21 protein-coding genes and 2 tRNA genes are annotated in these 23,706 nt (G+C 65.5%); 5 read left to right on the top strand and 18 right to left on the bottom strand.

Going from position 1 to position 23,706, the window contains the following annotated elements:
- Positions 1-43: 43 nt before the first annotated feature.
- Complete coding sequence (locus tag HSDC_RS06640; protein WP_064699160.1) at positions 44-424, bottom strand: RNA-binding S4 domain-containing protein; 381 nt, start codon at positions 422-424, stop codon at positions 44-46.
- Positions 417-1,097: a GMP/IMP nucleotidase gene (yrfG, locus tag HSDC_RS06635; RefSeq protein WP_064699159.1), complete on the bottom strand. Its 681-nt coding sequence runs from the start codon at positions 1,095-1,097 to the stop codon at positions 417-419. The genes HSDC_RS06640 and yrfG overlap by 8 nt, the downstream gene beginning before the upstream one ends.
- 106 nt (positions 1,098-1,203) lie before the next feature.
- Here yrfG and nudE point away from each other — a divergent pair, with 106 nt between their 5' ends.
- The gene (gene nudE, locus HSDC_RS06630; protein WP_064699158.1) at positions 1,204-1,785 is read left to right on the top strand and encodes an ADP compounds hydrolase NudE; all 582 of its coding nucleotides are present in this window, start codon (positions 1,204-1,206) and stop codon (positions 1,783-1,785) included.
- A gap of 6 nt (positions 1,786-1,791) precedes the next feature.
- Here the strand turns inward: nudE and HSDC_RS06625 are convergent, their stop codons facing one another.
- The 14 genes from HSDC_RS06625 to radD form a co-directional block, all read right to left on the bottom strand.
- Positions 1,792-2,901, bottom strand: coding sequence for an oxidoreductase (locus HSDC_RS06625; protein WP_064699157.1), 1,110 nt, complete (start codon positions 2,899-2,901; stop codon positions 1,792-1,794).
- Positions 2,902-2,978: 77 nt separating this feature from the next.
- Entirely contained in the window at positions 2,979-4,823 is a 1,845-nt protein-coding gene (ilvD, locus tag HSDC_RS06620; RefSeq protein ID WP_064699156.1) for a dihydroxy-acid dehydratase, read from the bottom strand.
- 187 nt (positions 4,824-5,010) lie between these two features.
- Positions 5,011-6,030 (bottom strand): quinolinate synthase NadA, encoded by a 1,020-nt coding sequence (gene nadA, locus HSDC_RS06615; RefSeq protein ID WP_073292123.1) that lies wholly within the window; start codon positions 6,028-6,030, stop codon positions 5,011-5,013.
- A 308-nt stretch (positions 6,031-6,338) separates the two neighbouring features.
- Positions 6,339-6,414, bottom strand: a tRNA-Lys gene (locus HSDC_RS06610).
- A gap of 34 nt (positions 6,415-6,448) precedes the next feature.
- Positions 6,449-6,524 (bottom strand) — tRNA-Lys (locus HSDC_RS06605).
- 143 nt (positions 6,525-6,667) lie between these two features.
- Positions 6,668-7,531, bottom strand: a complete 864-nt coding sequence (rluB, locus tag HSDC_RS06600; RefSeq protein WP_064699154.1) for a 23S rRNA pseudouridine(2605) synthase RluB — start codon at positions 7,529-7,531, stop codon at positions 6,668-6,670.
- The gene (scpB, locus tag HSDC_RS06595) at positions 7,531-8,442 is read right to left on the bottom strand and encodes an SMC-Scp complex subunit ScpB (protein ID WP_064699153.1); all 912 of its coding nucleotides are present in this window, start codon (positions 8,440-8,442) and stop codon (positions 7,531-7,533) included. The genes rluB and scpB overlap by 1 nt, the downstream gene beginning before the upstream one ends.
- On the bottom strand, positions 8,439-9,374 hold the full coding sequence (locus HSDC_RS06590; RefSeq protein ID WP_064699152.1) for a segregation and condensation protein A: 936 nt from the start codon (positions 9,372-9,374) through the stop codon (positions 8,439-8,441). Before HSDC_RS06590 ends, scpB begins: the two co-directional genes overlap by 4 nt.
- A 112-nt stretch (positions 9,375-9,486) precedes the next feature.
- Positions 9,487-10,593: a pyrroloquinoline quinone biosynthesis protein PqqE gene (gene pqqE / locus HSDC_RS06585; protein ID WP_073292121.1), complete on the bottom strand. Its 1,107-nt coding sequence runs from the start codon at positions 10,591-10,593 to the stop codon at positions 9,487-9,489.
- Positions 10,590-10,871, bottom strand: coding sequence for a pyrroloquinoline quinone biosynthesis peptide chaperone PqqD (gene pqqD / locus HSDC_RS06580; RefSeq protein ID WP_064699151.1), 282 nt, complete (start codon positions 10,869-10,871; stop codon positions 10,590-10,592). Before pqqD ends, pqqE begins: the two co-directional genes overlap by 4 nt.
- The gene (gene pqqC / locus HSDC_RS06575; RefSeq protein WP_064699150.1) at positions 10,868-11,653 is read right to left on the bottom strand and encodes a pyrroloquinoline-quinone synthase PqqC; all 786 of its coding nucleotides are present in this window, start codon (positions 11,651-11,653) and stop codon (positions 10,868-10,870) included. Before pqqC ends, pqqD begins: the two co-directional genes overlap by 4 nt.
- Positions 11,653-12,552 (bottom strand): pyrroloquinoline quinone biosynthesis protein PqqB, encoded by a 900-nt coding sequence (pqqB, locus tag HSDC_RS06570; protein WP_064699149.1) that lies wholly within the window; start codon positions 12,550-12,552, stop codon positions 11,653-11,655. The genes pqqC and pqqB overlap by 1 nt, the downstream gene beginning before the upstream one ends.
- A 7-nt stretch (positions 12,553-12,559) precedes the next feature.
- Entirely contained in the window at positions 12,560-12,637 is a 78-nt protein-coding gene (pqqA, locus tag HSDC_RS17085) for a pyrroloquinoline quinone precursor peptide PqqA (protein ID WP_367888820.1), read from the bottom strand.
- An 82-nt stretch (positions 12,638-12,719) separates the two neighbouring features.
- Positions 12,720-14,516 carry a DNA repair helicase RadD gene (gene radD, locus HSDC_RS06560; protein ID WP_064699147.1) on the bottom strand — a complete coding sequence of 599 codons (1,797 nt, stop codon included), beginning with the start codon at positions 14,514-14,516 and terminating at the stop codon, positions 12,720-12,722.
- 159 nt (positions 14,517-14,675) lie between these two features.
- Between radD and HSDC_RS06555 the strand changes: the two genes are divergently transcribed.
- A complete protein-coding gene (locus tag HSDC_RS06555) occupies positions 14,676-14,894 on the top strand; it encodes a hypothetical protein (RefSeq protein WP_064699146.1) in 219 nt (72 codons plus the stop codon).
- 107 nt (positions 14,895-15,001) lie between these two features.
- Here the strand turns inward: HSDC_RS06555 and purL are convergent, their stop codons facing one another.
- Complete coding sequence (gene purL / locus HSDC_RS06550; RefSeq protein WP_064699145.1) at positions 15,002-18,937, bottom strand: phosphoribosylformylglycinamidine synthase; 3,936 nt, start codon at positions 18,935-18,937, stop codon at positions 15,002-15,004.
- Between the two features lie 293 nt (positions 18,938-19,230).
- Between purL and mltF the strand changes: the two genes are divergently transcribed.
- Positions 19,231-20,694, top strand: a complete 1,464-nt coding sequence (mltF, locus tag HSDC_RS06545; protein ID WP_064699144.1) for a membrane-bound lytic murein transglycosylase MltF — start codon at positions 19,231-19,233, stop codon at positions 20,692-20,694.
- Between the two features lie 5 nt (positions 20,695-20,699).
- On the opposite strand, the gene tadA is transcribed toward mltF, so the two are convergent.
- A complete protein-coding gene (gene tadA, locus HSDC_RS06540) occupies positions 20,700-21,167 on the bottom strand; it encodes a tRNA adenosine(34) deaminase TadA (RefSeq protein WP_064699143.1) in 468 nt (155 codons plus the stop codon).
- Between the two features lie 109 nt (positions 21,168-21,276).
- On the opposite strand from tadA, the gene HSDC_RS06535 reads away from it, so the two are divergent.
- The gene (locus HSDC_RS06535) at positions 21,277-22,098 is read left to right on the top strand and encodes an acyl-CoA thioesterase (protein WP_064699142.1); all 822 of its coding nucleotides are present in this window, start codon (positions 21,277-21,279) and stop codon (positions 22,096-22,098) included.
- A gap of 262 nt (positions 22,099-22,360) precedes the next feature.
- Positions 22,361-23,674, top strand: coding sequence for a glycine cleavage T C-terminal barrel domain-containing protein (locus tag HSDC_RS06530; protein ID WP_064699355.1), 1,314 nt, complete (start codon positions 22,361-22,363; stop codon positions 23,672-23,674).
- Positions 23,675-23,706: the final 32 nt, after the last annotated feature.

Raw genomic sequence — 23,706 nt, 5'->3', positions numbered from 1 at the left:
CCTGTTTGCTCCTTGCTTGTCTCTGTCCCGCTTCGCGGTGTCTTTACTCCCCGCGCATGAAGCGCTTGATCTCGCGGCGCTGGCGCTTGTCGGGTCGCTTGAAGGGATGTTGCATGGCCTCATTGGCCTGACGTCGGCGCTCGGCCTCCTTCGTTCGACGCGCCTCGCTCTCCGCCGTCTCGCGGTAAAGCAGGCGAGCCTCGGGAGCACCGCGTCGCTGGTCCGACAACGCCATCACTTCGACTTCCCAGACATCCCACCCCTGGGGCACCTTGATCAAGGCACCGATTTCGACGTTCTTGCTGGTCTTGGCCCGGCCACCATCATAGTGCACCTTGCCACCTTCGATGGCTTTCTTGGCGAGCGCACGGGTCTTGAAGAAGCGCGCGGCCCACAGCCACTTGTCGAGCCTGACGTTATCCATGAATACCTCCCTTGGGCGGCAGGTCCTCGGGCAGCAGCGCCGCGAACCGATCCAGAGCAATGAAAGACTCGAGCTCACGACCCGGTCGCTGGCTGTCGGGCTGCAGAATGCCCATCAGGTGACGAATGCCGAATTCGCGCGCGCTCTCCAGCACCGAGGGGTTGTCGTCGATGAACAGGGTGCGGGCCGGATCGAAAGGTTCCACTTCCTGAAGGGCGAACCAGAACGCCTGCTCTTCCTTGGGAACACCAAGATCGGCGGACGAGACGATGGCATCGAGGTAATCCTCGAGACCGGTCAGCGGCAGCTTCAGTGCCAGGCTCTCGCGATCGGCGTTGGTTGCCAGGATCACCCGTGGATGGGCCTGCTTGAGCCATGTCAGGAAATCCAGGGCGTCACCGCGCAAGCCGATCAGGTGTTGGACCTCGCGCTTGAGCGCCAGGATGTCGACCCCGAGCTCACGACGCCAGTAAGCCAGGCTGTACCAGTCCAGAGTCCCCTGCTCGCGGATGATGCGCGCACGAACCTCTTCCTGGGTGGCGTCGTCGAGGCGGTGCAGCTCCACGTAGCGCCGTGGCAGGTGCTCGAGCCAGAAATGGCTGTCGAAATGCAGGTCCAGCAAAGTGCCGTCCATGTCCAGCAGGACGGTATCAATGGCACGCCAGTCGATCATGGGCTCCTCGTGGGTGACGCGATGGCGTCTCGCAGGTAGTAGGCGTGATAGTGTAACCAATCGACATTGACGACGCATTTCGACGCCCTCATCGACTGGAGTCCCCATGGCCGAACATCACGCTAAACCGCATGTCCTGTCGCGACGCAGCGTCGCCACGAGCCGCCTGTTCAACATCGAGGAAATGGAACTACGCTTCGCCAACGGCGCCGAGCGCACCTTCGAGCGGCTGAGCGGTAATGCCAGGGGCGGCGGCGCGGTGATGATCGTCGCCATGCCCGATCCCGAGCATGTGTTGCTGATTCGCGAGTACGCCGCCGGCCTCGAGGAGTATGCCCTGACGCTGCCCAAGGGACTGGTGGATCCCGGCGAGGATGTCGTGGCCGCCGCCAACCGCGAGCTGATGGAGGAATGCGGCTTCGGCGCCCATCGACTCGAGCCGCTGGTGGAACTGACCCTGGCCCCCAATTACATGTGCCATCGCATGCAGGTCATGCTCGCCACCGACCTCTATCCCAGGCGGCTTCCCGGCGACGAGCCCGAGCCCTTGATCGTGGAAACCCACGCCATCGACGAAATCGGCTCCCTTCTGGCAAGGGACGACTTCCACGAGGCGCGGGCCATCGCCGCCCTGTTCATTGCCAGAGACAAGATGCGCGCCGAGTCGACCACCCCAGCCCTGTGGTAGGGCCCGTCAGGCGGACTCGCCGTTCCCCTGGGCATGCAGCAATCGACGACGGACGCCATTGCCTTCCTTGAGCTTGACCCAGCGCCCCTGCCGGTAGCTGTCGAGCCCGGCCTCGAGCAGCGACATCGTGTCCAGGGCCTCTTCGGCGCTCACCGGCGGTGGCGTTCCCCTCAATAGCGTCTTGGCGATGCCGTCATAGTAGGCTCGATAGTCGCCTGCCTCGCCGGGCAACTCATGACTGACCAACGAGACCTCATCGCCCTGCCCTTCATCGAGCGTCAACCGACCGGGATTGTCATCCTCGCCCCAGCCCACTTCCGGCGTTTCGCCGGCCTTGAGCCAGGCTTCCTGGGGATCGAGGCCATACTTGATGAAACTGCCTCGCGTGCCATACACCGCAAAACGCGGTGTCGGCTCGGCCACCAGGGAACTGGCACCGAGGATCACGCGCGTGCCCTCATAATCCAGCACCGCCAGGAAGTCATCGTCGATCTCGGCACCGTCCCGCGCGGTCGACAACTCCAGCAGAATCGCCCGCGGCATGCCGAACAACTCCCGAGCCTGGTCGAGCAGGTGCGGCCCCAGGTCGAACCAGATGCCGCTGCCAGGGCGATGATGATCCCGCCAGCGATCGCTGACATGGGGCCGGAACCGATCGAAACGGGACTCCAGCGCCGCGACCCGCCCCAACTCGCCACGCTCGAGCAGCGACTTGAGCGTCAGGAAGTCACTGTCCCAGCGACGGTTGTGGAAGACGCTGAGCAAGCGATCCACCGTATCAGCTTGCGATTTCAACTGACGCGCCTCGGCCAGCGACACCGACATGGGCTTGTCGATCACCACGTGCTTGCCGGCAGACAATGCCGACTTGGCCAGCGGAAAGTGGGACTCGTTGGGCGTGGCGATCACCACCAGGTCGATATCCCTGTCGGCGAACAACGCCTGGGACCTGGCATGCACCGTCACATCGGGATACACCGCCTGCACCTTTGCCGCGTCGCCACTGACCACGGCGGACAACTCCAGGCCCGGAGCCGCCTGTATCAGAGGCGCGTGAAAGGTTCTGCCGGCCATGCCGAAGCCGATCAGGCCAACGTTGAGGGTCTGAGTCTTCATACCAAGGCGTCCTAGCAACAATGAAGATGAGGCCCCGGCAAGCTAGCCGGGGGAATCCGATCCAGGCGACCAGGCGCTCAATCGAGCTTGGTCAGGTCGCGCACCGCGCCCTTGTCCGCGGATGTCGCCAACAGCGCATAGGCCTTGAGCGCCGCGGACACCTTGCGGACACGCTGGACGGTCGGTTTCCAGGCATCGCGCCCGCGCGCCTGCTGAGCCTGGCGACGTCGCTCGAGCTCCTCGTCGGAGAGCAGGACGTCGATGGCGCGTCCCGGGATATCGATGCGAATCGTATCGCCGCTCTCGACCAGCCCGATAGCGCCTCCCGCCGCCGCTTCAGGCGAGACGTGACCGATCGAAAGCCCCGATGTACCACCGGAGAAGCGACCGTCGGTGAGCAGGGCGCACGCCTTGCCCAGCCCCTTCGACTTGAGATAGGAGGTCGGGTAGAGCATTTCCTGCATGCCCGGGCCGCCCTTGGGGCCCTCGTAGCGGATCACCACCACATCGCCCTCTTTTACCTGGCCGCCAAGGATGTGCTCCACCGCCTGGTCCTGGGACTCGACGACATGCGCCGGCCCCTCGAACACCAGGATCGACTCGTCGACCCCGGCCGTCTTCACCACGCAGCCATCGCGGGCGATATTGCCGTGCAGCACGGCGAGCCCGCCCTCTTTCGAAAAGGCATGCTCGAGATCACGGATGCAGCCGGTGGCCCGGTCGCCATCGAGGCTCGGCCAACGAGCGCTCTGGGAGAATGCCGTCTGGGTCGGCACACCGCCGGGGCCGGCCCGATAGAACTCCACCACGTCGGCACTCGGCGAGCGCATGATATCCCAGGTCTCGAGCGCCTCGGCCAAGCTGTCGCCATAGACGGTGGGCACTCGGGTATCCAGCACGCCTGCCCGGTCCAGCTCGCCGAGAATGGCCATGATGCCGCCGGCGCGATGAACGTCCTCGATGTGATACTTCTGGGTATTGGGCGCCACCTTGCACAACTGCGGCACCTCCCGGGAGAGGCGATCGATATCGGTCATGGTGAAATCGATCTCCGCCTCCTGGGCGGCAGCCAGCAGGTGCAGGATGGTATTGGTGGAACCGCCCATGGCGATGTCGAGCGTCATGGCGTTCTTGAAGGCCGCCTTGGAGCCGATGGCGCGAGGCAGCAGGTGCGCCTCGTCACCCTCGTAGTAGCGCTTGGCCAGCTCGACGATGCGGTGCCCCGCCGTCTCGAAGAGCCGGCGGCGATCGGAATGGGTCGCCACCACGGTGCCATTGCCCGGCAGCGCCAGCCCCAGCGCCTCGGTCAGACAGTTCATGGAGTTGGCGGTGAACATGCCCGAGCAGCTACCGCAGGTCGGGCAGGCGCTACGCTCCACCTCGGAGAGCGTCTCGTCGTCCACCGAGTCGTCGGCAGCCATGACCATGGCATCGACCAGATCCAGCCCATGATCCAGCAGCTTGGTCTTGCCGGCCTCCATCGGCCCGCCGGAGACGAAGATCACCGGCACGTTGAGGCGCATCGCGGCCATCAGCATTCCCGGCGTGATCTTGTCGCAGTTGGAAATGCACACCAGGGCATCGGCACAGTGGGCATTGACCATGTACTCGACGCTGTCGGCGATGATGTCGCGGCTCGGCAGCGAATAGAGCATGCCATCGTGGCCCATGGCGATACCGTCATCGACGGCGATAGTGTTGAACTCCTTGGCCACGCCACCGGCCTTTTCGATCTCCCGGGCCACCAGCTGGCCCATGTCCTTCAGGTGCACGTGCCCCGGCACGAACTGGGTGAAGGAATTGGCCACGGCGATGATCGGCTTGTGGAAATCATCGTCCTTCATGCCGGTGGCGCGCCACAGGGCGCGGGCACCGGCCATGTTGCGGCCGGCAGTGGTGGTTCGGGAGCGGTACTCGGGCATGGGATCCTCTTGCTCAGTCACGCCGCCTCGGGCGGGCGCACAGCCGCCTGACGGTCTCGGTGTCCAGGTTGGACTCCGATTCTGGCATGAGAGGCGCAGGCATGCCAGATGCGGCGGCCTGCTGCCGGGCCGGCGCTTCGGCGCCCACACAGGCCCCTTGCTTGCCGTGACGCGCCCTCGGTCAGCCTCAGGCGTTGAAGTTGAGCATCCGCTCCAGCGGCTTGAGCGCGCGCTGACGCAACGCCTCGTCGACGAAGATTTCGCCGCTGCCATGACGCAGGGCGCCTGCCAGGTTGTCCAGGGCGTTCATCGCCATCCAGGGGCAATGGGCGCAGCTCTTGCAGGTAGCGCCATCGCCGGCCGTGGGTGCTTCGAAGAGCGTCTTTTCCGGTACCGCCTGCTGCATCTTGAAGAAGATGCCTCGGTCGGTGGCCACGATCAGTTCCTGCTGCGGCAGTTCCTTGGCGGCCTTGATCAACTGGGAGGTGGAACCGGCGACGTCGGCCAGTTCGACCACCGAGGACGGCGATTCCGGATGCACCAGCACCGCCGCGTCGGGATACAACCCCTTGAGGTCCTCGACACCCTTGGCCTTGAATTCTTCGTGGACGATGCAGGCACCGTCCCAGAGCAGCATGTCGGCCCCGGTCTTGCGCTGGATGTAGCCGCCCAGATGCTTGTCCGGAGCCCACAGGATCTTCTCGCCCCGCGCCTGCAGGTGCTCGATCACGTCCACGGCGATGGAAGATGTCACGACCCAGTCGGCACGTGCCTTCACCGCCGCCGAGGTGTTGGCGTAGACCACCACGGTGCGATCCGGATGCGCGTCGCAGAAGGCCGAGAATTCGTCGGCCGGACAGCCGACGTCCAGCGAGCAGGTTGCCTCCAGGGTCGGCATCAGCACGCGCTTCTCCGGCGAGAGGATCTTGGCCGTCTCGCCCATGAAACGCACACCGGCCACCACCAGGGTGTCGGCCTCGTGACGCGCACCGAAGCGCGCCATCTCCAGGGAGTCGGCCACGCAGCCGCCCGTCTCTTCGGCCAGTTGCTGAATGGCATCGTCGGTATAGTAATGCGCCACCAGGACGGCGTTGTTGGCCTCGAGCAGTCGCTTGATCTCCTCGACGCGCGCTTCGTCCTCGGCGGGAATACGGGTGGGGCAATAGCGGCGTGCCAGCTGTTCGCGCAGCTCGGCACGGGAAGTCATGATCGTCATCGTGTCTACCACTGTGACCGGCAGGGCATCCCCCTGCGTTACACCAGGTGCCGGGATTCGTGCGCTCCGCACGGCTCGACACACCAGAGGGCCAACCGTTGCGTCTCTCGCTGTGGTCGACCCGCGTCTCTTGCGACCGATTCGCGCTCCGCGATGCCGGTGCAATGAAAATGACGTTGTTCGATAATGACGCTGACACGCTCGGGTTGCAAGTTCGACCGGTTCGGCGGCCTCGTGCACGCCCGCAGCCCGACAGACGAAAACGCCCCCGCCTCGAAACGAGGCGGGGGCGCGATATCTGGTGGGTCGTGTAGGATTCGAACCTACGACCAATTGGTTAAAAGCCAACTGCTCTACCAACTGAGCTAACGACCCGGCATGGCCCTGATGAGGCCAACACAGGTTCGGTTGGTGGGTCGTGTAGGATTCGAACCTACGACCAATTGGTTAAAAGCCAACTGCTCTACCAACTGAGCTAACGACCCCTGCCGAACGGGTGCACATAATACGGATGGGCCCGGTCGCTGGCAAGCGATTTTTTCATCGTCAGGCGATCAGCTTGCCAACGAGTCCTGCAAAAACAGCGACCTTGCATGCCGCAGCCCCCGAGCCACACCGCCTTGCGGGATCAGCGCCCCCTGTTCCGGGGTGACTTGGGTTTGCGCACTCCCTGTACCGGACGTCGCTTGTTCTTGTCACGACTCCAGCGATTCTTTTCATCGGGCGTCAGTTCCGGCACCTTGCGCGATGGCAGCCCTGCCTGGCCGGCCAGGTCGTCGATCTCGTCCTGGCCGAGTTCGACCCACTCCCCCGCCTTGGCGCGCTTGTCGAGGAAAATATTGCCATAGCGCACGCGCTTGAGACGGCTGACGGTGAGGTTCTGGGACTCCCACAGCCGGCGCACCTCGCGGTTGCGGCCCTCCATGATGACCACATGGAACCAGGTATTGATGCCCTCGCCGCCGAACTCTTGCACATCGGTGAAGCGCGCCGGACCATCATCGAGCATCACGCCCTCGACCATCGACTTGATGTGCTCCATGGTCACCTCGCCCATCACGCGTACCGCGTATTCGCGCTCGATCTGGGTGGCGGGATGCATCAACCGGTTGGCCAGCTCACCGTCGGTGGTGAACAGCAGCAACCCGCTGGTGTTGATGTCCAGCCGGCCGATGGCGATCCAGCGCTCGCCCTTGAGGCGCGGCAGGCGATCGAAGACGGTACGACGTCCTTCCGGATCCTTGCGCGTGCACAGCTCGCCTTCCGGCTTGTTGTACATGATCACCCGGCGGGGCACGTCGTCGGCACCACGCAGGGTCACCGGACGATCGTCGAAGGCCACCTTGTCGCGCAGCTCGATCCGGTCTCCCAGGGTCGCCACCTGGCCGTTGACCTTGACCCGGCCATCGGCGATGGCGGTTTCCATTTCACGGCGCGACCCCAGCCCCGCCCGGGCCAGGACCTTCTGCAGTTTTTCGCTGGTGTTACTCATCAGTCGTCTGTCTCACTTGTCGTGGATTCCGTCCCCGCAGCAGCGTCCTCGTCGACGCGGCCACGGGCACGCTCGGACAGCCGAGCCTCGATATCGGCGAAGCTCGGACTCGTCCGCTCGGACGCCGTCCCGGCGTGTCTCTCGTTCTCGTCGGCCATCCCGGTCGACGGCTCGCCGGATCGAGCCGGCGTTTCTTCTTGCTCGGCGACGACCGTCTCCGGTGTCGCCTCCTCGAATTCCCGGTCACTGCCGCTCTCGGACTCGCCCGTCGCCTCGGTGTCGTCCTCGGGACCATCGATGGGCTCATCCGCCTGCGCCAGTACCTCCTGCTGGGGAGGTGGCGGCTCGTCCTCCTGATGCGACGCTTCCTCGCCGAAACTCTTGAGTTCGTGCATCGGCGGCAGCTCGTCGAGCGTCTTGAGGCCAAAGTCGTCGAGAAAGGACCGCGTCGTCGCGTAGACCGCCGGTCGACCGGGAACATCACGGTGCCCCACGACCCTGACCCAGCCTCGATCGACCAGAGTGCGCATGATGGAGCCGCTCACCGAAACGCCACGCACCTCCTCGATGTCGGCCCGCGTCACCGGCTGGCGGTAGGCGATCATCGCCAGGGTCTCGAGCAGCGCCCGCGAATAGCGCTGGGGGCGCTCATCCCACAGCCGCGAGACCCAGCTCGAGAGCCGCGGCCGGATGCGCAGCTGGTAGCCCGAGGCGGTTTCTAGCAGCTCCATGGCGCCGCGCTCGTGGCGCGTCTCGAGGCGCTCCAGGGCCTCGCGCAGGGCGCGTCGGGGCGGCAGCTCATGGTCGTCGAACAGGCTCTCCAGCCGCTCCAGCGAGAGCGGCTCCCCGGCGGCGAGCAGCGCGGCCTCGAGGATCTCGTCCAGGGCCTCGGGAATTTCCATGGCGGTCATGGCGACTGGCTCCCTTGGTCGTCGTCATCCGCGAAGGGGCTCTCCCCTTCTGGCTCGTCGTCAGCGTAGACGTCTTCTTCTGCCTCGTCGTCCTGCGGGCCGCCCCGGGCGCGGACATGAATCGGCGACAGCGGGGCGTTCTGCACGATCTCGATCAAGGACTCCTTGGCCAGCTCAAGAATCGCCATGAAAGTGACGACCACACCGGCTCGCCCTTCCTCGAGACTGAACAGCGACTCGAAGGGCGTATGGTGCTCATGACTCAAGCGCTCCATGATCGCCAGCATGCGCTCGCGGGTGGAGAGCACCTCACGGCTGATCTGGTGAGCCTGGTTGAGCTCTGCCCGGCGCAGTATGCCGGCCAGCGCTCCCAGCAACTCATCGAGCTCCACCTCCGGATGGATCACTCGGGACTCGAGCGGCGGCAATGCCGCTCGCGCCGGAAACCAGTCGCGCCCCTGGCGCGGCAGATCGCCCAGCGACTCGGCGGCATTCTTGAGCCGCTCGTACTCCTGCAGGCGACGGATCAGCTCGGCGCGCGGATCCTCTTCCTCGTCGTCACCGCCTTCCTTGGGCGGCTTGGGCAACAGGGTGCGCGACTTGATCTCGGCCAGCATCGCCGCCATCAGCAGGTACTCGCCGGCCAGCTCGATCTCCATCGCCTTCATCAGCTCCACGTACTCGATGTACTGGTGGGTGATGGCCGCCACGTCGATGGCCAGGATGTCCAGATTCTGGCGCCGGATCAGGTACAGCAGCAGATCCAGCGGCCCCTCGAAGGCCTCGAGAAAGACACGCAACGCCTCCGGCGGGATGTAGAGATCCTCCGGCAGTTGAGTGATCGGCTCGTCGAACAGCCGGCCCAACACCTCGGCGCTCTGGACGGCACCGGCGTCGGTGGCGGCATCGGCGGGCTGTGGCGTATCGCTCACGCGTGACCTTCTCCTCGACTGCGCCTTACGGCGCGCCTGCGAAAAACGCGCAGTTTAGCAAGGCAGTCGAGGAGCGAACACGCCCGCGTGTCGCGAGGCGTCCGAATCGGCGTCAGGTCGCGCGGGCGAAGCGCCGGTAGGTGAAGTCGGGACTGCCCGAGGCATCGATCACCGCCAGCGCCTGGACCTCGTCATGATAGGGCGATTGCTCGCAGACCGGGTCCATCTGGGCAGCGTCGCCGGTGAGCATCAGCGCCTGACAGCGGCAACCGCCCCAGTCGATCTCCTTGCGCTCGCAGCTCTGGCAAGCATCGGGCATCCAGTCGGTGCCGCGGTAGGCGTTGAAGGCAGGGCTGTCGTACCAGATCTCGTCCAACGAATGCTCGGCGACGTTCCAGAACTCCAGGTGCGGGATCGACTCCGCCACGTGGCACGGCAGCACCTTGCCCGAGGGCGTGACGTTGAGCGACTGACGCCCCCAGCCGTTCATGCACGGCTTGGGTAGACGCGCGTAGTAATCCGGCACCACGGCGTCGATCACCAGCCGGCCCTGCAGGCGCTCGCGCGCGGCCTCGACCCGTTCGACGGCTTCCACAACCTGCTCCCGGGTGGGCATCAGGGCAGCCCGGTTGACCAGCGCCCAACCGTAGTACTGGGCGTGGGCGATCTCCAGGCGTCGCGCGCCGAGTTCCAGCGCCAGGTCGACGAAGTCGTCGATCTGATGCAGATTGGCGCGGTGAATCACCGCGTTGAGGGTCAGCGGCAGCCCGAGGTCGGTTACCTCGGCGGCGAAGGCCAGCTTGCGCACATGGGCGCCGGCCATGTTGGCGACGTGATCGGTGACCTCGGGCGTGGCGCCCTGGAGCGACAGCTGCACGTGGTCGAGCCCGGCATCCGCCAGCTCTTCCAGGCGGGCGCGGTCGAGGTTGACCCCGGCGGTGATCAGGTTGGCATAGAGCCCGGCGTCGACGCAGGCCGCCACCAGCTCGGGCAGGTCGGGCCGCAGGGCCGGCTCGCCGCCGGACAGATGCACCTGCAGCACGCCGAGCTCGGCGGCCTCGGCGAAGACGCGCCGCCAGGTCTCGGTGTCCAGCTCCTGCCGACGGCGCTCCAGCGCCACCGGGTTGGAGCAGTAGGGACACTGCAGCGGGCAGCGATGCGTCAGCTCCGCCAGCAGGCCCATGGGCGGGCGGACGTCATAGGAGCGCGATGCCGTCACGCGACCTCCAGCACACGCTTCTCGACCAGGCCCGCGAACATGGCGATCACGTCCTCGGCGATGCGCTCGCGCGGTGCCTGGTAGGCCTCGCACAGGCGGTCGACGATCTCGCCGACGCGGCGCTCGCCGTCCACGTGGCCGATCACGGCCTGGGCGATGCCGTCGAGCTGGAAGACACGCTCGGGCGCCAGCAGCACCCAGCCGCCACGCTGCTTGTCCTCACGCAGCCTCACGCCACGCGGGATGCGGACGATGTCGCTTTCCTGAATCTCGGTCATAGGGCCTTACCGGGTTGGAGCCTGCCGCCGGTCGTCTCGCCGTCCCAGGCGCCGGGCGGCACCTGGCCGGGCGCGACGTAGGCATGCTGCAGGGCATCGAGCTGGGTCCACAGCACCTGGCACTTGAAGATCAGCGCGTCGAGCACCGCCTGCTGCTGGTCAAGCCGCAGCGCGTGGCGCTTGACGTAGTCCAGCGCCATCTCCGCGTCCCGCGGCGCCTGGGTCAGGCGTGGCGCGAAGTAAGCCAGGGTCTCGGCGGAGACGAAATCGTAATGCTGGAGCATGCCGCTGACCCGCTGGCCGATCACCATCGGCGAGAACAGCTCGGTCAGCGACGAGGCGATGGCTTCCAGCAGGCTGCGCTCACGCACGAAATGCAGGTAGGCCTCCACCGCGAAGCGCGTGGCCGGCAGGATGCGGCGCGTCGAGATCACCATCTCGCGGTCCAGGCCCAGGCCGTCGGTGAGCATCAACCAGCGCGCGATGCCACCTTCCCCCTCGGCGTGGCCGTCGTGATCCTCCAGCCGGGAGCGCCACTCGCGGCGCAGCGCCGGCTCCTCCAGACGCCCGATCAGCGAGCCATCCTTGAGCGGGATCATCGACTGATAGTAGTAGCGATTGAGCGCCCAGGCACTCACCTGGCGGCGGTCGAGCTCGCCGTTCTGCAGCATCAGCTGGAAGGGATGCCGATGGTGGTAGCGCTGCTCGCCGATGGCGCGCAACCGGGCCTCAAGTTCATTCGGACTCAGCACCTCGCGCAGCGGCGCATCGATATCACTCATCAGCACTCCAGCTCCATGCCATCGTAGGAGATTTCCCATCCCTGCCGCTCGGCCTCTTGCCGCTCGGGGGAGCCCTCGATCAGCACCGGGTTGGTGTTGTTGATGTGGACGAACACGCGCCGTCCGAGGTTCAACGACGCCAGAGCAGCCATGCTGCCGTCATTACCGGCCATCGACATGTGCCCCATCCGCTGGCCGGTCTTGTGGCCGACGCCGGCGCGAATCATCTCGTCGTCCCGCCACAGGGTGCCGTCGAACATCACCAGGTCGGCGCCCTCAAGGCGCGCCGCCAGTCGCTCGGTCAGCGTCGCGCAGCCGGGAATGTAGTAGGCCCGCCGTTCACCGACGCGGAACTCCACGCCCACAGTGGCCTCGCCCTCGCCTCCGATCTCGACGTCATCGCCTTCCAGGTACAGCGCCGCCTTGCCGGGCACGGCGAAGATCCGCGCCTCGAGCCCCTCGGCCAGCTCCAGGGTCTGCTCCAGTTCGACGCCGCAGCGCTCGACGTGATCGGGGTTGAGCACGTTGAAGACCGGGCTGTCGCCCAGGGCGGCATGGATTTCCGGCGTGGCATAGAGGCGATAGGGAGAGCTTTCACGCAGGCTCAGCAGGCCACCGATGTGATCGATGTCGCCATTGGTCACCAGCACCGAGGCGATGGGCGTGTGACGCCTGCCTTGCTGAGGAAAGAGCGCCGGGGTCTGGCGAATCTGGGTCAGCACTTCGGGCGCGCAGTTGATCAACGCCCAGGAGTGGCCATCGGCGCTGACGGCGATGGAAGACTGGGTTCGCGGCGTGACGCGTGGGTCGCCCGCCCACGCCAGCCGGCATACCTCGCAGCGGCAGTTCCACTGGGGGAGACCGCCGCCGGCGGCCGCCCCTAGCACTCGAATATGCAACGCTGCCTCAGAATTCAGCGGGCATGTAGTCGTTGATTTCCAGCGCGATGCAGATCTCTTTTACTTCCGGGGTCGTCCAAGCCATCGTCATTACTCCATCAGCGAATTCGCAACATGCATGATAAGCCGTTAGCCTGTTTATTGCATTATCCAACCTCTCCCTGACGTTATCCCGCCTCGGCGGCGAGGCGGTAGCGGCCAGTGTAGTCGAACAGCTTGCGCCGCACTTGCCAATGGCGGCCGGCCTTGCGGCCGATCACGAAGTCCGGGGCGCGCAGGCGGTGCTGTTCGGCGACCACCTCCTCCGGCGTGCTCGGCGACCAGCGCGTGCCGGGGGCGCGCAGATGCTCGCGCAGGAAGGCCGCGGCGAAGGCCCCGCGCTGGGCCGAGGTCTCCAGGGCGAACCATTCGGCCAAGGTGGCACCGTCCTCGTCGTGGTAGACGACCTTGAGTCGCGGCAGACCACGCCCGTTGTGCGTCGCTTCGAGCTGCATGCCGGTCACGCGCAGCACCATGGCATCACGCAGCCGCAGGGCCTCGCGCAGCTTGTCGTCGGCATCCACCAGCATTGCCTGGCAGCCATGGCAGCGACGCGCGGCAATGTCGTTCTCGGCGCCGCAATGCTCGCACTCCTTGAAGCGATAGCGAAAATCGCACTGATGCTGCCGGCCCGCCTCATCGTCGACCAATCCCTGGCAGCGACGCCCGAAATGCTCGATGACCAGCTCGCCATCACGACGCCCCCAGAAGAGATTGGCGTGACCACAGGCGGGACATTCGACCTGGACGGGCTCGGTGTCCGACGCCGGCCGGGGACTGCCTACCTCGGGGGCATAGAGGTCCCAGGGATTGCCGGCGTAGTCGAGGATCAGGCAATCGCGCTTGCTCTCGGCCAGCCGCAGCCCGCGCCCGACGATCTGCTGGTAGAGCCCGACCGATTCCGTGGGCCGAAGAATCGCGATCAGATCGACATGGGGTGCATCGAAACCGGTGGTCAGCACCGACACATTGACCAGGTACTTGAGACGTCGCGCCTTGAACGCCTCGATGCAGGCCTGGCGTTCGTCGGACGGCGTGGCACCGGTGATCAGAGCCGCCTGTCCCTCCGGTAGATGACAGAACACTTCTTCGGCGTGCGCCACGGTGGCGGCAAACAGCATCACGCCCTGACGTTCGGCGGCATACGCCACCACCTCGGCGACGATGGCCGGCGTGGCACGATGGCCGGCCACCACCCGATCGAGCTCGGCTTCCTGAAAGTGCCCGCCGGCACCCGGCGCCATCCGCGAGAAATCATAGCGGGCCACTGCCGCGTCGACGCGCCGTGGCTCGGCCAGGTAGCCCTGCTTGACCATCAGGCGCAGCGGCTGCTCGAAGACGCACTCGCGAAAGAAGCAATCGTCGTCGCCACGCACCATGCCATGGTAGTGCCGATGATAGACGAAGCCCTGCCCCAGCCGGTACGGCGTGGCGGTCAAGCCGAGGATCTTGAGATGCGGGTTGTGGCGACGCAGGGCGTCGATCACGCGCCGGTAGCTCGAGTCCTCGTCCAGCGAGACCCGATGACACTCATCGATCACCAGCAACGAAAAGGCGCCGTGCTCGCCGCCCTGTGCATCGAGGCGCTCACCGAAGGCGTCGAGGTTGCGCACCACCGACTGCACCGAGCCGAACACCACCTGTCGCGCGGCCCGCTTGCTGCCGAGGCCAGCACTGAAGATGTCCGCCTCGAGCCCGTAGGCCTCGTACTTGGCGTGATTCTGCTCCACCAGCTCGCGCACATGCGCCAGCACCAGCACCCGGCCCCGAGCCAGACGGGCCAGCTCGGCGATCACCAGCGACTTGCCGCTGCCAGTGGGCAGCACCACCACGGCCGGGTCATGACTGGCTCGAAAGTGCTCGATCACTCGGGTTACCGCGTCCTGTTGATAAGGGCGCAATCGTGGTGCGAAAGAGATGCTCATGGGGCCACTCGTGCGGTGAAACGTCGCCATCTTGCCACCTGCCGCCATCGCTGCCGACAGCAAGACGGCCGAGCATGGCTTGACCTATGGGCATACAGGCATGATACCTAGGTAGTATGAGAATGAATCATCTCGTATTGCCCTAAGGGAGAACCTTGCATGACCACTCAAAAGACCAGCCCCAATTGTCCGGAATGCGGCAGCCACTGGAAGCGCCTGCCGCCGGGTCGCGAGGGGCAGTACCACGTTTATTGCGAAGAGTGCGGTCATGATTTCGGGCGTTATGACCGCCTTCAGGCACAATTCCGCAGTCTACTCGAAGATGTGGAATCGCATCTGAAGCACAAGGACGACGTCCCGGACAACAACGCCTCCTGACCCCGCGCCAAATCGAGGCGACATGAGCCGAGACAAGGCAAGATGCCGACGCCCAGCCGGGCGTCGGCGTCTTGCATGGCGGCCCCTGACGGACGCGCCGCCTGTCTTCAGCCCAGCCAGCGCCGGGCGTTGCGGAACAGGCGCATCCAGGCGCCATCCCGGGTCCACTCGGCCGGCCGCCAGGAGTTGGTCACCGCCCTGGCCACACGCTCCGGATGCGGCATCATGATGGTCACACGACCATCCGGCGTGGTCAGGCCGGTGATGCCGCCCGGCGACCCATTCGGGTTGGCGGGATAACGCGTGGTCACCTGCCCGTGATTGTCGAGATAACGCAGGGCTACCTGCGCGCTGCCCTGCATGCGGCGCAGGTGGGCGCTGTCGCGGAACTCGGCGCGCCCTTCGCCGTGGGCCACGGCGATCGGCAGTCGCGATCCCTCCATGCCGGCCAGCAGGATCGAGGCGCTCTGCTCCACACGGACCATGGAGACCCGAGCTTCGAACTGCTCGGACTCGTTACGCACGAAGCGCGGCCAGTCTTCGGCCCCAGGGATCAGCTCCCTGAGCTGGGAGAGCATCTGGCAGCCATTGCAGACGCCCAGCGCGAAACTGTCATCACGACCGAAGAAGCCGGCGAACTGATCGCGCGCGCGCTCGTTGAACAGTATCGACTTGGCCCAGCCACCACCGGCACCGAGCACGTCCCCGTAGGAGAAGCCGCCGCAGGCCACCAGCCCCTTGAAGTCCTCGAGGCTCACCCGCCCCTCGAGGATATCGCTCATGTGCACGTCGACGGCCTCGAAACCGGCTCGGTCGAAGGCCCAGGCCATCTCCAGGTGTCCATTGACGCCCTGCTCCCGCAGCACGGCCATGGGGGGCCGCGCAGTATTCACGAAGGGCGCGGTGATGTCTTCATCGACATCGAAGGTGGGCGACGCCGAGAGCCCGGGGTCGCGGCCGTCGAGCAAGCCGTCGAACTCGTTCTTGGCACATTCGGCATTGTCGCGCAGTGCCTGCATGCGGTAGCTGGTCTCGCTCCAGGTACGCTGCGCCAGCAGGCGCGTGGTCTCGAGCAAGGGTTCCTCGAACAGGGTCACGCGAACCTGGTCGTCATAACGTGGCCGGGCGATGACGCCGCACGTCTCGATGCCCGCACCGGCGAACTGCGCCAGCACCTCTTCGGTATGCTCGCGGGATACCTGGATCACCGCACCGAGCTCCTCGGCGAACAACGCATTGAAGGCATCGGTGGGCTCGTCGATCAGCCAGTCGAGCTTGATTTCCAGGCCGGCATGCGCCGCGAAGGCCATTTCCAGCAGCGTGACCAGCAGGCCACCGTCACTGCGATCATGGTAGGCCAGCAGCTTGCCGTCGGCGTTGAGTCCCTGAATCACCGAGAAGAACGCCTTGAGATCTTCCGGGTCGTCCAGGTCGGGACATTCGTCGCCGACCTGACCGTAGACCTGCGCCAGGGCCGAGCCGCCAAGGCGATTCCGGCCACCGCCGAGATCGACCAGGATGAGGTCGGACTCGTCCTGCTCCAGGTTGATCTCGGGGGTCAGGGTACGCAGAGCATCGGTGACGGGCGCGAAACCGGTGGTGATCAGCGACAGCGGCGCGGTGACGCTCTTCTCCTCGCGCTCCCCCTTGTCGTTCTCGGCTTCCCAGGCGGTGCGCATGGACATGGAGTCCTTGCCTACCGGCACGGCGATGCCCAGCGCCGGACACAGCTCCATGCCCACGGTCCGAACGGCGTCGAAGAGGGCCTGATTCTCGCCGGGATGGCTGGCCGCGCTCATCCAGTTGGCGGAGAGCTTGATGTCGCCCAGCTTGGCGATCGGCGCTGCCGCCAGGTTGGTGATGGTCTCGGCTACCGCCAGGCGAGCGCTGGCGGCAGGGTCGATCAATGCCACCGGTGGCCGTTCCCCCATGGCCATGGCTTCACCGGCGTGCGTATCGAAGGTCGCGGTGGTCACGGCGACATCGGCCACCGGCACCTGCCAGGGGCCGACCATCTGGTCGCGCGCCACCTGGCCGGTGATGGAACGATCGCCGATGGTGATCAAAAAGCTCTTGGACGCCACCGTGGGCAATCGCAACACGCGGTCCATGGCCTCGCGCAGGTCCAGGTTGTCGAGCATGATGCCCGGCAATTCGCGGTCCTGGCGCGTGAACTCGCGCTGCATCTTCGGCGGCTTGCCGAACAGCACGTTCATCGGCAGATCCACCGGCCGCGTCTCGAAATGGCCATCGCGCACCTCGAGATGATGCGCCTCGGTCGCCTCGCCGACCACGGCGTAGGGGCAACGCTCACGGCGACACAGCGCCTCGAAGGTCTCGAGGTCGTCCGGCGCCACGGCCAGCACATAGCGTTCCTGGGCCTCGTTGCACCAGATTTCCAGCGGGCTCATGCCAGGCTCGGCGTTGGGCACCTCGCGCAATTCGAAGCGCCCGCCCCGGTCGCCGTCCTTGACCAGTTCCGGCAAGGCGTTGGACAGCCCGCCGGCACCGACGTCGTGGATGAAGCGAATCGGATTGTCCTCGCCCAGCGCCCAGCAGCGGTCGATGACCTCCTGGGCACGACGCTCCATCTCAGGGTTGTCGCGCTGCACCGAGGCAAAATCCAGATCGGCGCTGGAGGCGCCGGAGGCCATCGAGGAGGCCGCACCGCCGCCCAGGCCGATCAGCATGGCCGGTCCGCCCATGACGATCAGCTTGCCGCCGACAGGAATCTCGCCCTTCTGGACATGCTCTTCACGGATGTTGCCATAGCCGCCGGCGATCATGATCGGCTTGTGGTAGCCCCGGCGCTCGATGCCGTCGGCGCCCAGAGCATCCTGTTCATAGCTGCGAAAATAGCCGGTCAGGTTGGGGCGGCCGAACTCGTTGTTGAAGGCCGCGCCACCGATGGGCCCCTCGAGCATGATCGACAGCGCACTGGTGATGCGCTCTGGCTTGCCGTAGTCGAAGGCTTCCCAGGGCTGGACGAACTCGGGAATGCGCAGGTTGGACACGGTAAAGCCGGTCAAGCCAGCCTTGGGCTTGCCACCGATACCGGTGGCGCCTTCGTCGCGGATCTCGCCGCCGGCACCGGTCGCCGCACCGGGGTGCGGGGCGATGGCCGTCGGGTGGTTGTGGGTCTCCACCTTCATCAGGATGTTCACCGATTCCCGATGTGCGCCATAGACGGCACGGTCGGCCGCCTTGCCGGTCAGTGGTGCCGCGAAGAAGCGCCCGGCTTCGCTGCCCCGGATGACCGCCGCGTTGTCGCTGTAGGCAGAGAGGATATCGTCCGGCGAAGCCTCGAAGGTGTTCTTGATCATCTTGAACAGCGAGTGCGATTGCGCCTCACCGTCCACGACCCAGTCGGCATTGAAGATCTTGTGGCGGCAATGCTCCGAGTTCGCCTGGGCGAACATCATCAGCTCGACGTCGGTCGGATTGCGCTCGAGGCCCTTGAAGGCCTCGCACAGATAGTCGATCTCGTCCTCGGCGAGCGCCAGGCCAAGCTCGATGTTGGCCGTTGCCAACGCCGCGCGGCCGCCCTCCAGAATATCGACCTGGCCGAGCGGGGCCGGCTGGTGATGCGCGAACAGGCGAGCGGCATCCGAGGCGTCGAACAGTACCGTCTCGGTCATGCGATCATGCAGCGCCGCCGTCACGGCCTCGAAGCCCGACTCGGAAAGCTCCCCGGCAAACTGCACCCGATAGGCGATGCCTCGCTCCAGACGACGAACCTTCGTCAGCCCGCAATTGTGCGCGATGTCGGTGGCCTTGGAGGACCAGGGTGACTGGGTGCCGATGCGCGGCACCACCAGGAAAAGATGCCCTCGGCTACCGGGCGACGCCTCACGCGTCGACCCGTCGTCCAGCAACTGCTCGAGCAACCGTCGATCACCATCGGCCAGTTCCCCGTCGTGATCGACGAAGTGCACGTAGTCGGCTTCGAGCGCCTCGACATCGGGCACCACACTACGCAGGGCATCCAGTAGCTTGGCGTGACGAAAAGCGGATAGAGCGGGCGCACCGCGCAGTTCGAGCATATCCTCGGGCCTCTGAAGCAAGCGAAAATGAAGGAAGCGCCGAACAACCGACTCACGACCTCAAGCACAGGGCGAGCAACGCGGAGCATACGAAAGATGAGCGAAGGGGCTCCGGTCTCGCGCAACGCCGTGATTGAGCCGCGTGGGTGTTCATCCAGTGTTTCCTGAAGGCCGCGGCCGGCGGCAAAGAGGCCTTATGATACTGGAAAGCGCCGGCCGCGAGAAATCGAGAATGATGACAGCCGAAGGGAGGCTGGGTAAGGTGGAGGGTCTCATCGCCGCTCATCACCGTTATGCTCGCATTCTGGCTCGACCATGTCCGCCGCCACTGGCGTGGCTACCTGACGCTGTGCGTCGTTCTGCTGCTCATGCTGCTGCCGGCAAGACACCACAGCGAACCGGGGCCACATCTGCAGGACGTGCTGCAGCGGGACTTCATCAGCGTGCATACCCGCAACACTCCCACCACCTATTACGAGGGGCGCCAGGGACCTACCGGGTTCGAGTATGAGTTGATGCGACGCTTTGCCGATCATCTTGGCGTCAGCCTGGCACTGAACGACGACCACAACACGACCGACGTGCTCGGAGCGGTACGCCATCAGGGCGATATGGGCGCCGCCGCCCTGCCCCTCGACCCGGGGCAGGAGGGCGTGATCTTCAGCCGTCCGATCATGCCGCTGCAACCCTTGCTGGTCTATCGCCGCGACCTGCCACCGCCGCAGGACATCGAGGATCTTCAGGGCCTGGAGATCGGTACCCTGAGCGGCACCGGCACCGACACCGTCATGCGGGAACTCCAGGCCGAGCATCCCACCTTGAGCTGGAAGGAAGCCAACGACATGGAGGTCGCCTCGCTACTGAGCCAGGTTGCCAGCGGCACGCTGGATGCCGCCGTGGTCTTCGAGCACCAGTTCCGGCTCAATCGCCTGTTCTTCCCCGAGGTCGAGGACGGCTTCCGGCTCGGTAAGCCACTTTCCCTGGCCTGGGCCTTTCCCGCCGGCCAGGGGTTGGGCCTGGTACGCGAGGCCAATCGCTTCCTCGCCGACATGCAGGACAACGGCCTGCTCCAGCAGCTCGAGACGCGCTATTTCGGTCGCGACAATTATCTCGAATACGTCGGCGCGCGCACATTCATTGCTCATGCCCAGGAGCGACTGCCGGACTACGCGCCACTCTTCCGCCAGTCCGCTCGCGATACCGGCTTTGACTGGAAGCTGCTGGCCGCAGTGGGCTACCAGGAATCCCATTGGGATCCCGAGGCCACCTCCCCCACCGGCGTGCGCGGCCTCATGATGCTGACCCGCCCGACCGCCAGCGATCTGGGCGTCGAGAATCGCCTCGACCCGGCCCAGAGCATCGAGGGGGGCGCGCGTTACCTGAGGAGTCTCGAACAGCGCTTACCCGAGTCGATCACCGGCGACGACCGCCTCTACATGGCACTTGCGGCCTACAACGTGGGACTCGGACACCTCTACGATGCCCGCGACATCACCCTCCAGCGTGGCGGCGACCCCGATGCCTGGAAGGACGTACGCCGCTCCCTGCCGCTGCTTCAGGAAAGCGGCTGGCATGAGCAAACCCGCCATGGGTATGCGCGAGGCGGCGAGCCGGTGATCTATGTCCGCAACATTCGCCGCTATCACGAGATCCTGGCCTACGTGGACCGTAGCCAGGAACAGTTCCACCCACTCAACGCTCGACTGCCCGAGAAGGCAGGCCGCGAAGCGTTCGATGTCGTCCCGCCCAGCACCTGAGCTGCTCAAGGCGCGGCAGCGTTCCGCCGCGCGGCAAAGAACGCCTTGAGATGCTTGGCAATACGAGACGCCAGCACGCCCCCCGTCACCTCGACCCGATGGTTGTACCAGGGTTGTGCAAACAGATTGGCCCGCGACTCCGCCATGCCGCTGCGAGGCTCGGCCGCGCCATATACCACCCGAGCCAGACGCGCGTGAATGATGGCCCCGGTACACATCAGACAGGGCTCCAACGTCACGAAGAGCGTACAACCATCGAGACGATAGTTGCCGAGCCTGGCGCCGGCATCGCGCAGCGCACGAATCTCGGCATGAGCACTGGGATCATGACCGGAGACCGGTGCATTGAAGCCACGCCCCACGATGTCGCCGTCCGGATCCACGACCACGGCTCCCACCGGCACCTCTCCTGCCGCCTCGGCGAGATGCGCCTGCTCCACGGCCCGGTGCATGTAATACTCATCGCTGCGCATCGCCGTTGACTCCAGTAGACTGCTCGACATGTAGATGATGGCTCGGCAGCACCCACCGCAGACGGTGTTCACAGGCGGGCCGACACCCTTCTCAGGAGGATACCCCCGAATGTCCGACGCGCTAAACGCCCTGGTCGATCTGCTCGCCCTGGAACCCCTGGAAGAGAATCTCTTCCGAGGCCGTAGCCAGGACCTGGGACTGCCGCAACTCTTTGGCGGGCAGGTGCTCGGCCAAGCCCTCTCGGCCGCCACCCATACCGTGGATGCCAAACGCCGCGTGCACTCCTTGCACGGCTACTTCCTGCGTCCCGGCGATGCCCAGATGCCGGTGGTCTATCAGGTCGACGCCGTTCGTGACGGTGCCAGCTTCACCACCCGACGCATCACCGCCATCCAGAAGGGCCGCCCGATCTTCTTCTGCAGCGCCTCCTTCCACGGCGAAGAAACGAGCATCACCCACCAGCCGCGCATGCCCGAGGTGGCGCCTCCCGACGCCCCCGAGAACGACGACACGCGAGTGACCCGCTTCCCGGGGCACCCCATCGAATTCCGCCATCTCGAGGACAGTGCCGAACCCGGCCAGCCGGCTCGCAAGCGCCTCTGGTTCCGCCTGGCCGGCGAGTTACCCGACGACCCGGCGCTGCACCGCTATCTGCTGGCCTACAGCTCCGACTTCAACCTGCTGACCACCTCTCTGGTGCCTCACGACATCACCTTCGGTGATCCCCGGCTGCAGATCGCCAGCCTCGACCACGCCCTGTGGTTCCATCACGACGTCAAGGTCAACGACTGGCTGCTCTACGACATGGATAGTCCCTGGGCCGGTGGCGCACGCGGCTTCAGCCGCGGCAGCATCTATGACCGAGACGGCCGCCTGGTGGCCTCCAGCGCCCAGGAAGGCCTGACACGACTGCGCGACACGCCACGCTGACCACCTGACAGCGGGTGTCGTCCCCGGAAATTCCGGCGTCGCCGCTGGAACGGTGGCCGGCGCGTGCACGCCTACCTTGAAGGTATCGGCGGCCCTCATCCACAACGACCGACACAATCCAGATGACGCCGTCGAGCGGATGCCCCCCCGGGCCTCCGAAAGCGAGGGCCGAGTCGTCGAGGACGGCGTGAACGGCGGCGATGCAGTGCGCCTCCTCGGCATCGTTCTCGGGCCAATAGCCAAGGACGAGGAGTGCCGCACCATGCCACATAATATCAATTTCCAGCAGTCCATCGACCAGAGCGAGCGCCTGGTGCCGGTCAACCTCCGCCAGAGCGGCGACCCAGGCATTCAGTTGCTGCTTTCCAACCGGGTACGCAAGTCGCCCTACTGGCACCTCTCGGTGGAGGCAGGATGCTGGAAGGCTACTGTCTACAACCGCATGTATCATCCCCGCGCCTACGTGCGCCCCGAGGACGGTGGCGCCATGGAGGAATATCGCGCGCTGGTCAACGACGTCACCTTGTGGAATGTCGCCGTCGAGCGGCCGATCCGCGTCAGGGGCCCCGAGGCAGAAGCCTTCTGCAACTATGTCTGCACCCGCGACGTGACCCGAGTACCAACGATGATGGGCCGCTACGTGGTGCTCTGCGATGAGCAGGGCCGCGTGCTCAACGACCCGGTGATGCTGCGTGTCGCCGACGATGAGTTCTGGTTCACCATCAGCGATTCGGACCTGGCCTACTGGTTCCGGGGCGTCAATCACGGCATGCGCTTCGATGTCGAGATCGACGAGATCGATGTCAGCCCGCTCCAGGTCCAGGGGCCCAAGTCCGAAGACCTGTTGGCCGACCTGGTTGGCGAAGCGGTGCGTGAAGTGCCCTACTATGGTCTGATGGCCGCCAGGATCGAGGGAGCCGACGTCCTGATTTCCCAGACCGGCTTCTCCGGCGAGAAGGGCTATGAGGTCTATGCCTACGATTCGACCCTGAACGCCGAGACCGTTTGGAATGCCATTCGCACCGTCGGCGAAGCCTACAACCTGATGGTGATCGCTCCGGCCCACCACCGTCGCATTGCAGCCGGCATCCTGTCCTATGGCCAGGATCTCGATCACGAGACCAATCCCTTCCAATGCAACCTCGGGCACATGGTGCCCAAGGCCAAGGAAGCGGACTACATCGGCAAGGAGGCACTCGAGCGCACCCGGGAGCTCGTCAAGGCCGGCAAGCCGCCCTTCAGCCATCAGCTGGTAGGCTTGAAGCTCGACGGCAAGCCCATCGAGGACTATGCACCGGACTTCTGGCTGGTCAGTCCGGATGCTGGCAGCGAACCCTGTGGCTGGATCACCTCTCCCTGGTACTCGCCGGAACTCGGCACCAATATCGCCATGGCCTATGTACCGGTGTCCTCGGCGACGTTGGGGACCGAGCTGGTCGCCTGGCTACCCGATGAATTCCTCGACATACCCGGCCAGCCCGTGGCCGCGACAGTCTGCGAGATGCCCTTCCGCGAGTCGGTGAACCCGAGCTCACGGGAACGCGCCAAGGCCGCCGGTCGCGATTACGCCTATTGAACGCCAGGCCTGGCATACCGGCGCGCCTCCCG

It is taken from the genome of Halomonas caseinilytica (assembly GCF_001662285.1).
GTDB classification, from domain to species: Bacteria; Pseudomonadota; Gammaproteobacteria; order Pseudomonadales; family Halomonadaceae; genus Halomonas; species Halomonas caseinilytica.
The sequence above is the reverse complement of the archived record's forward strand: the minus strand, read 5'-3'. Positions and strand labels throughout refer to the sequence as shown.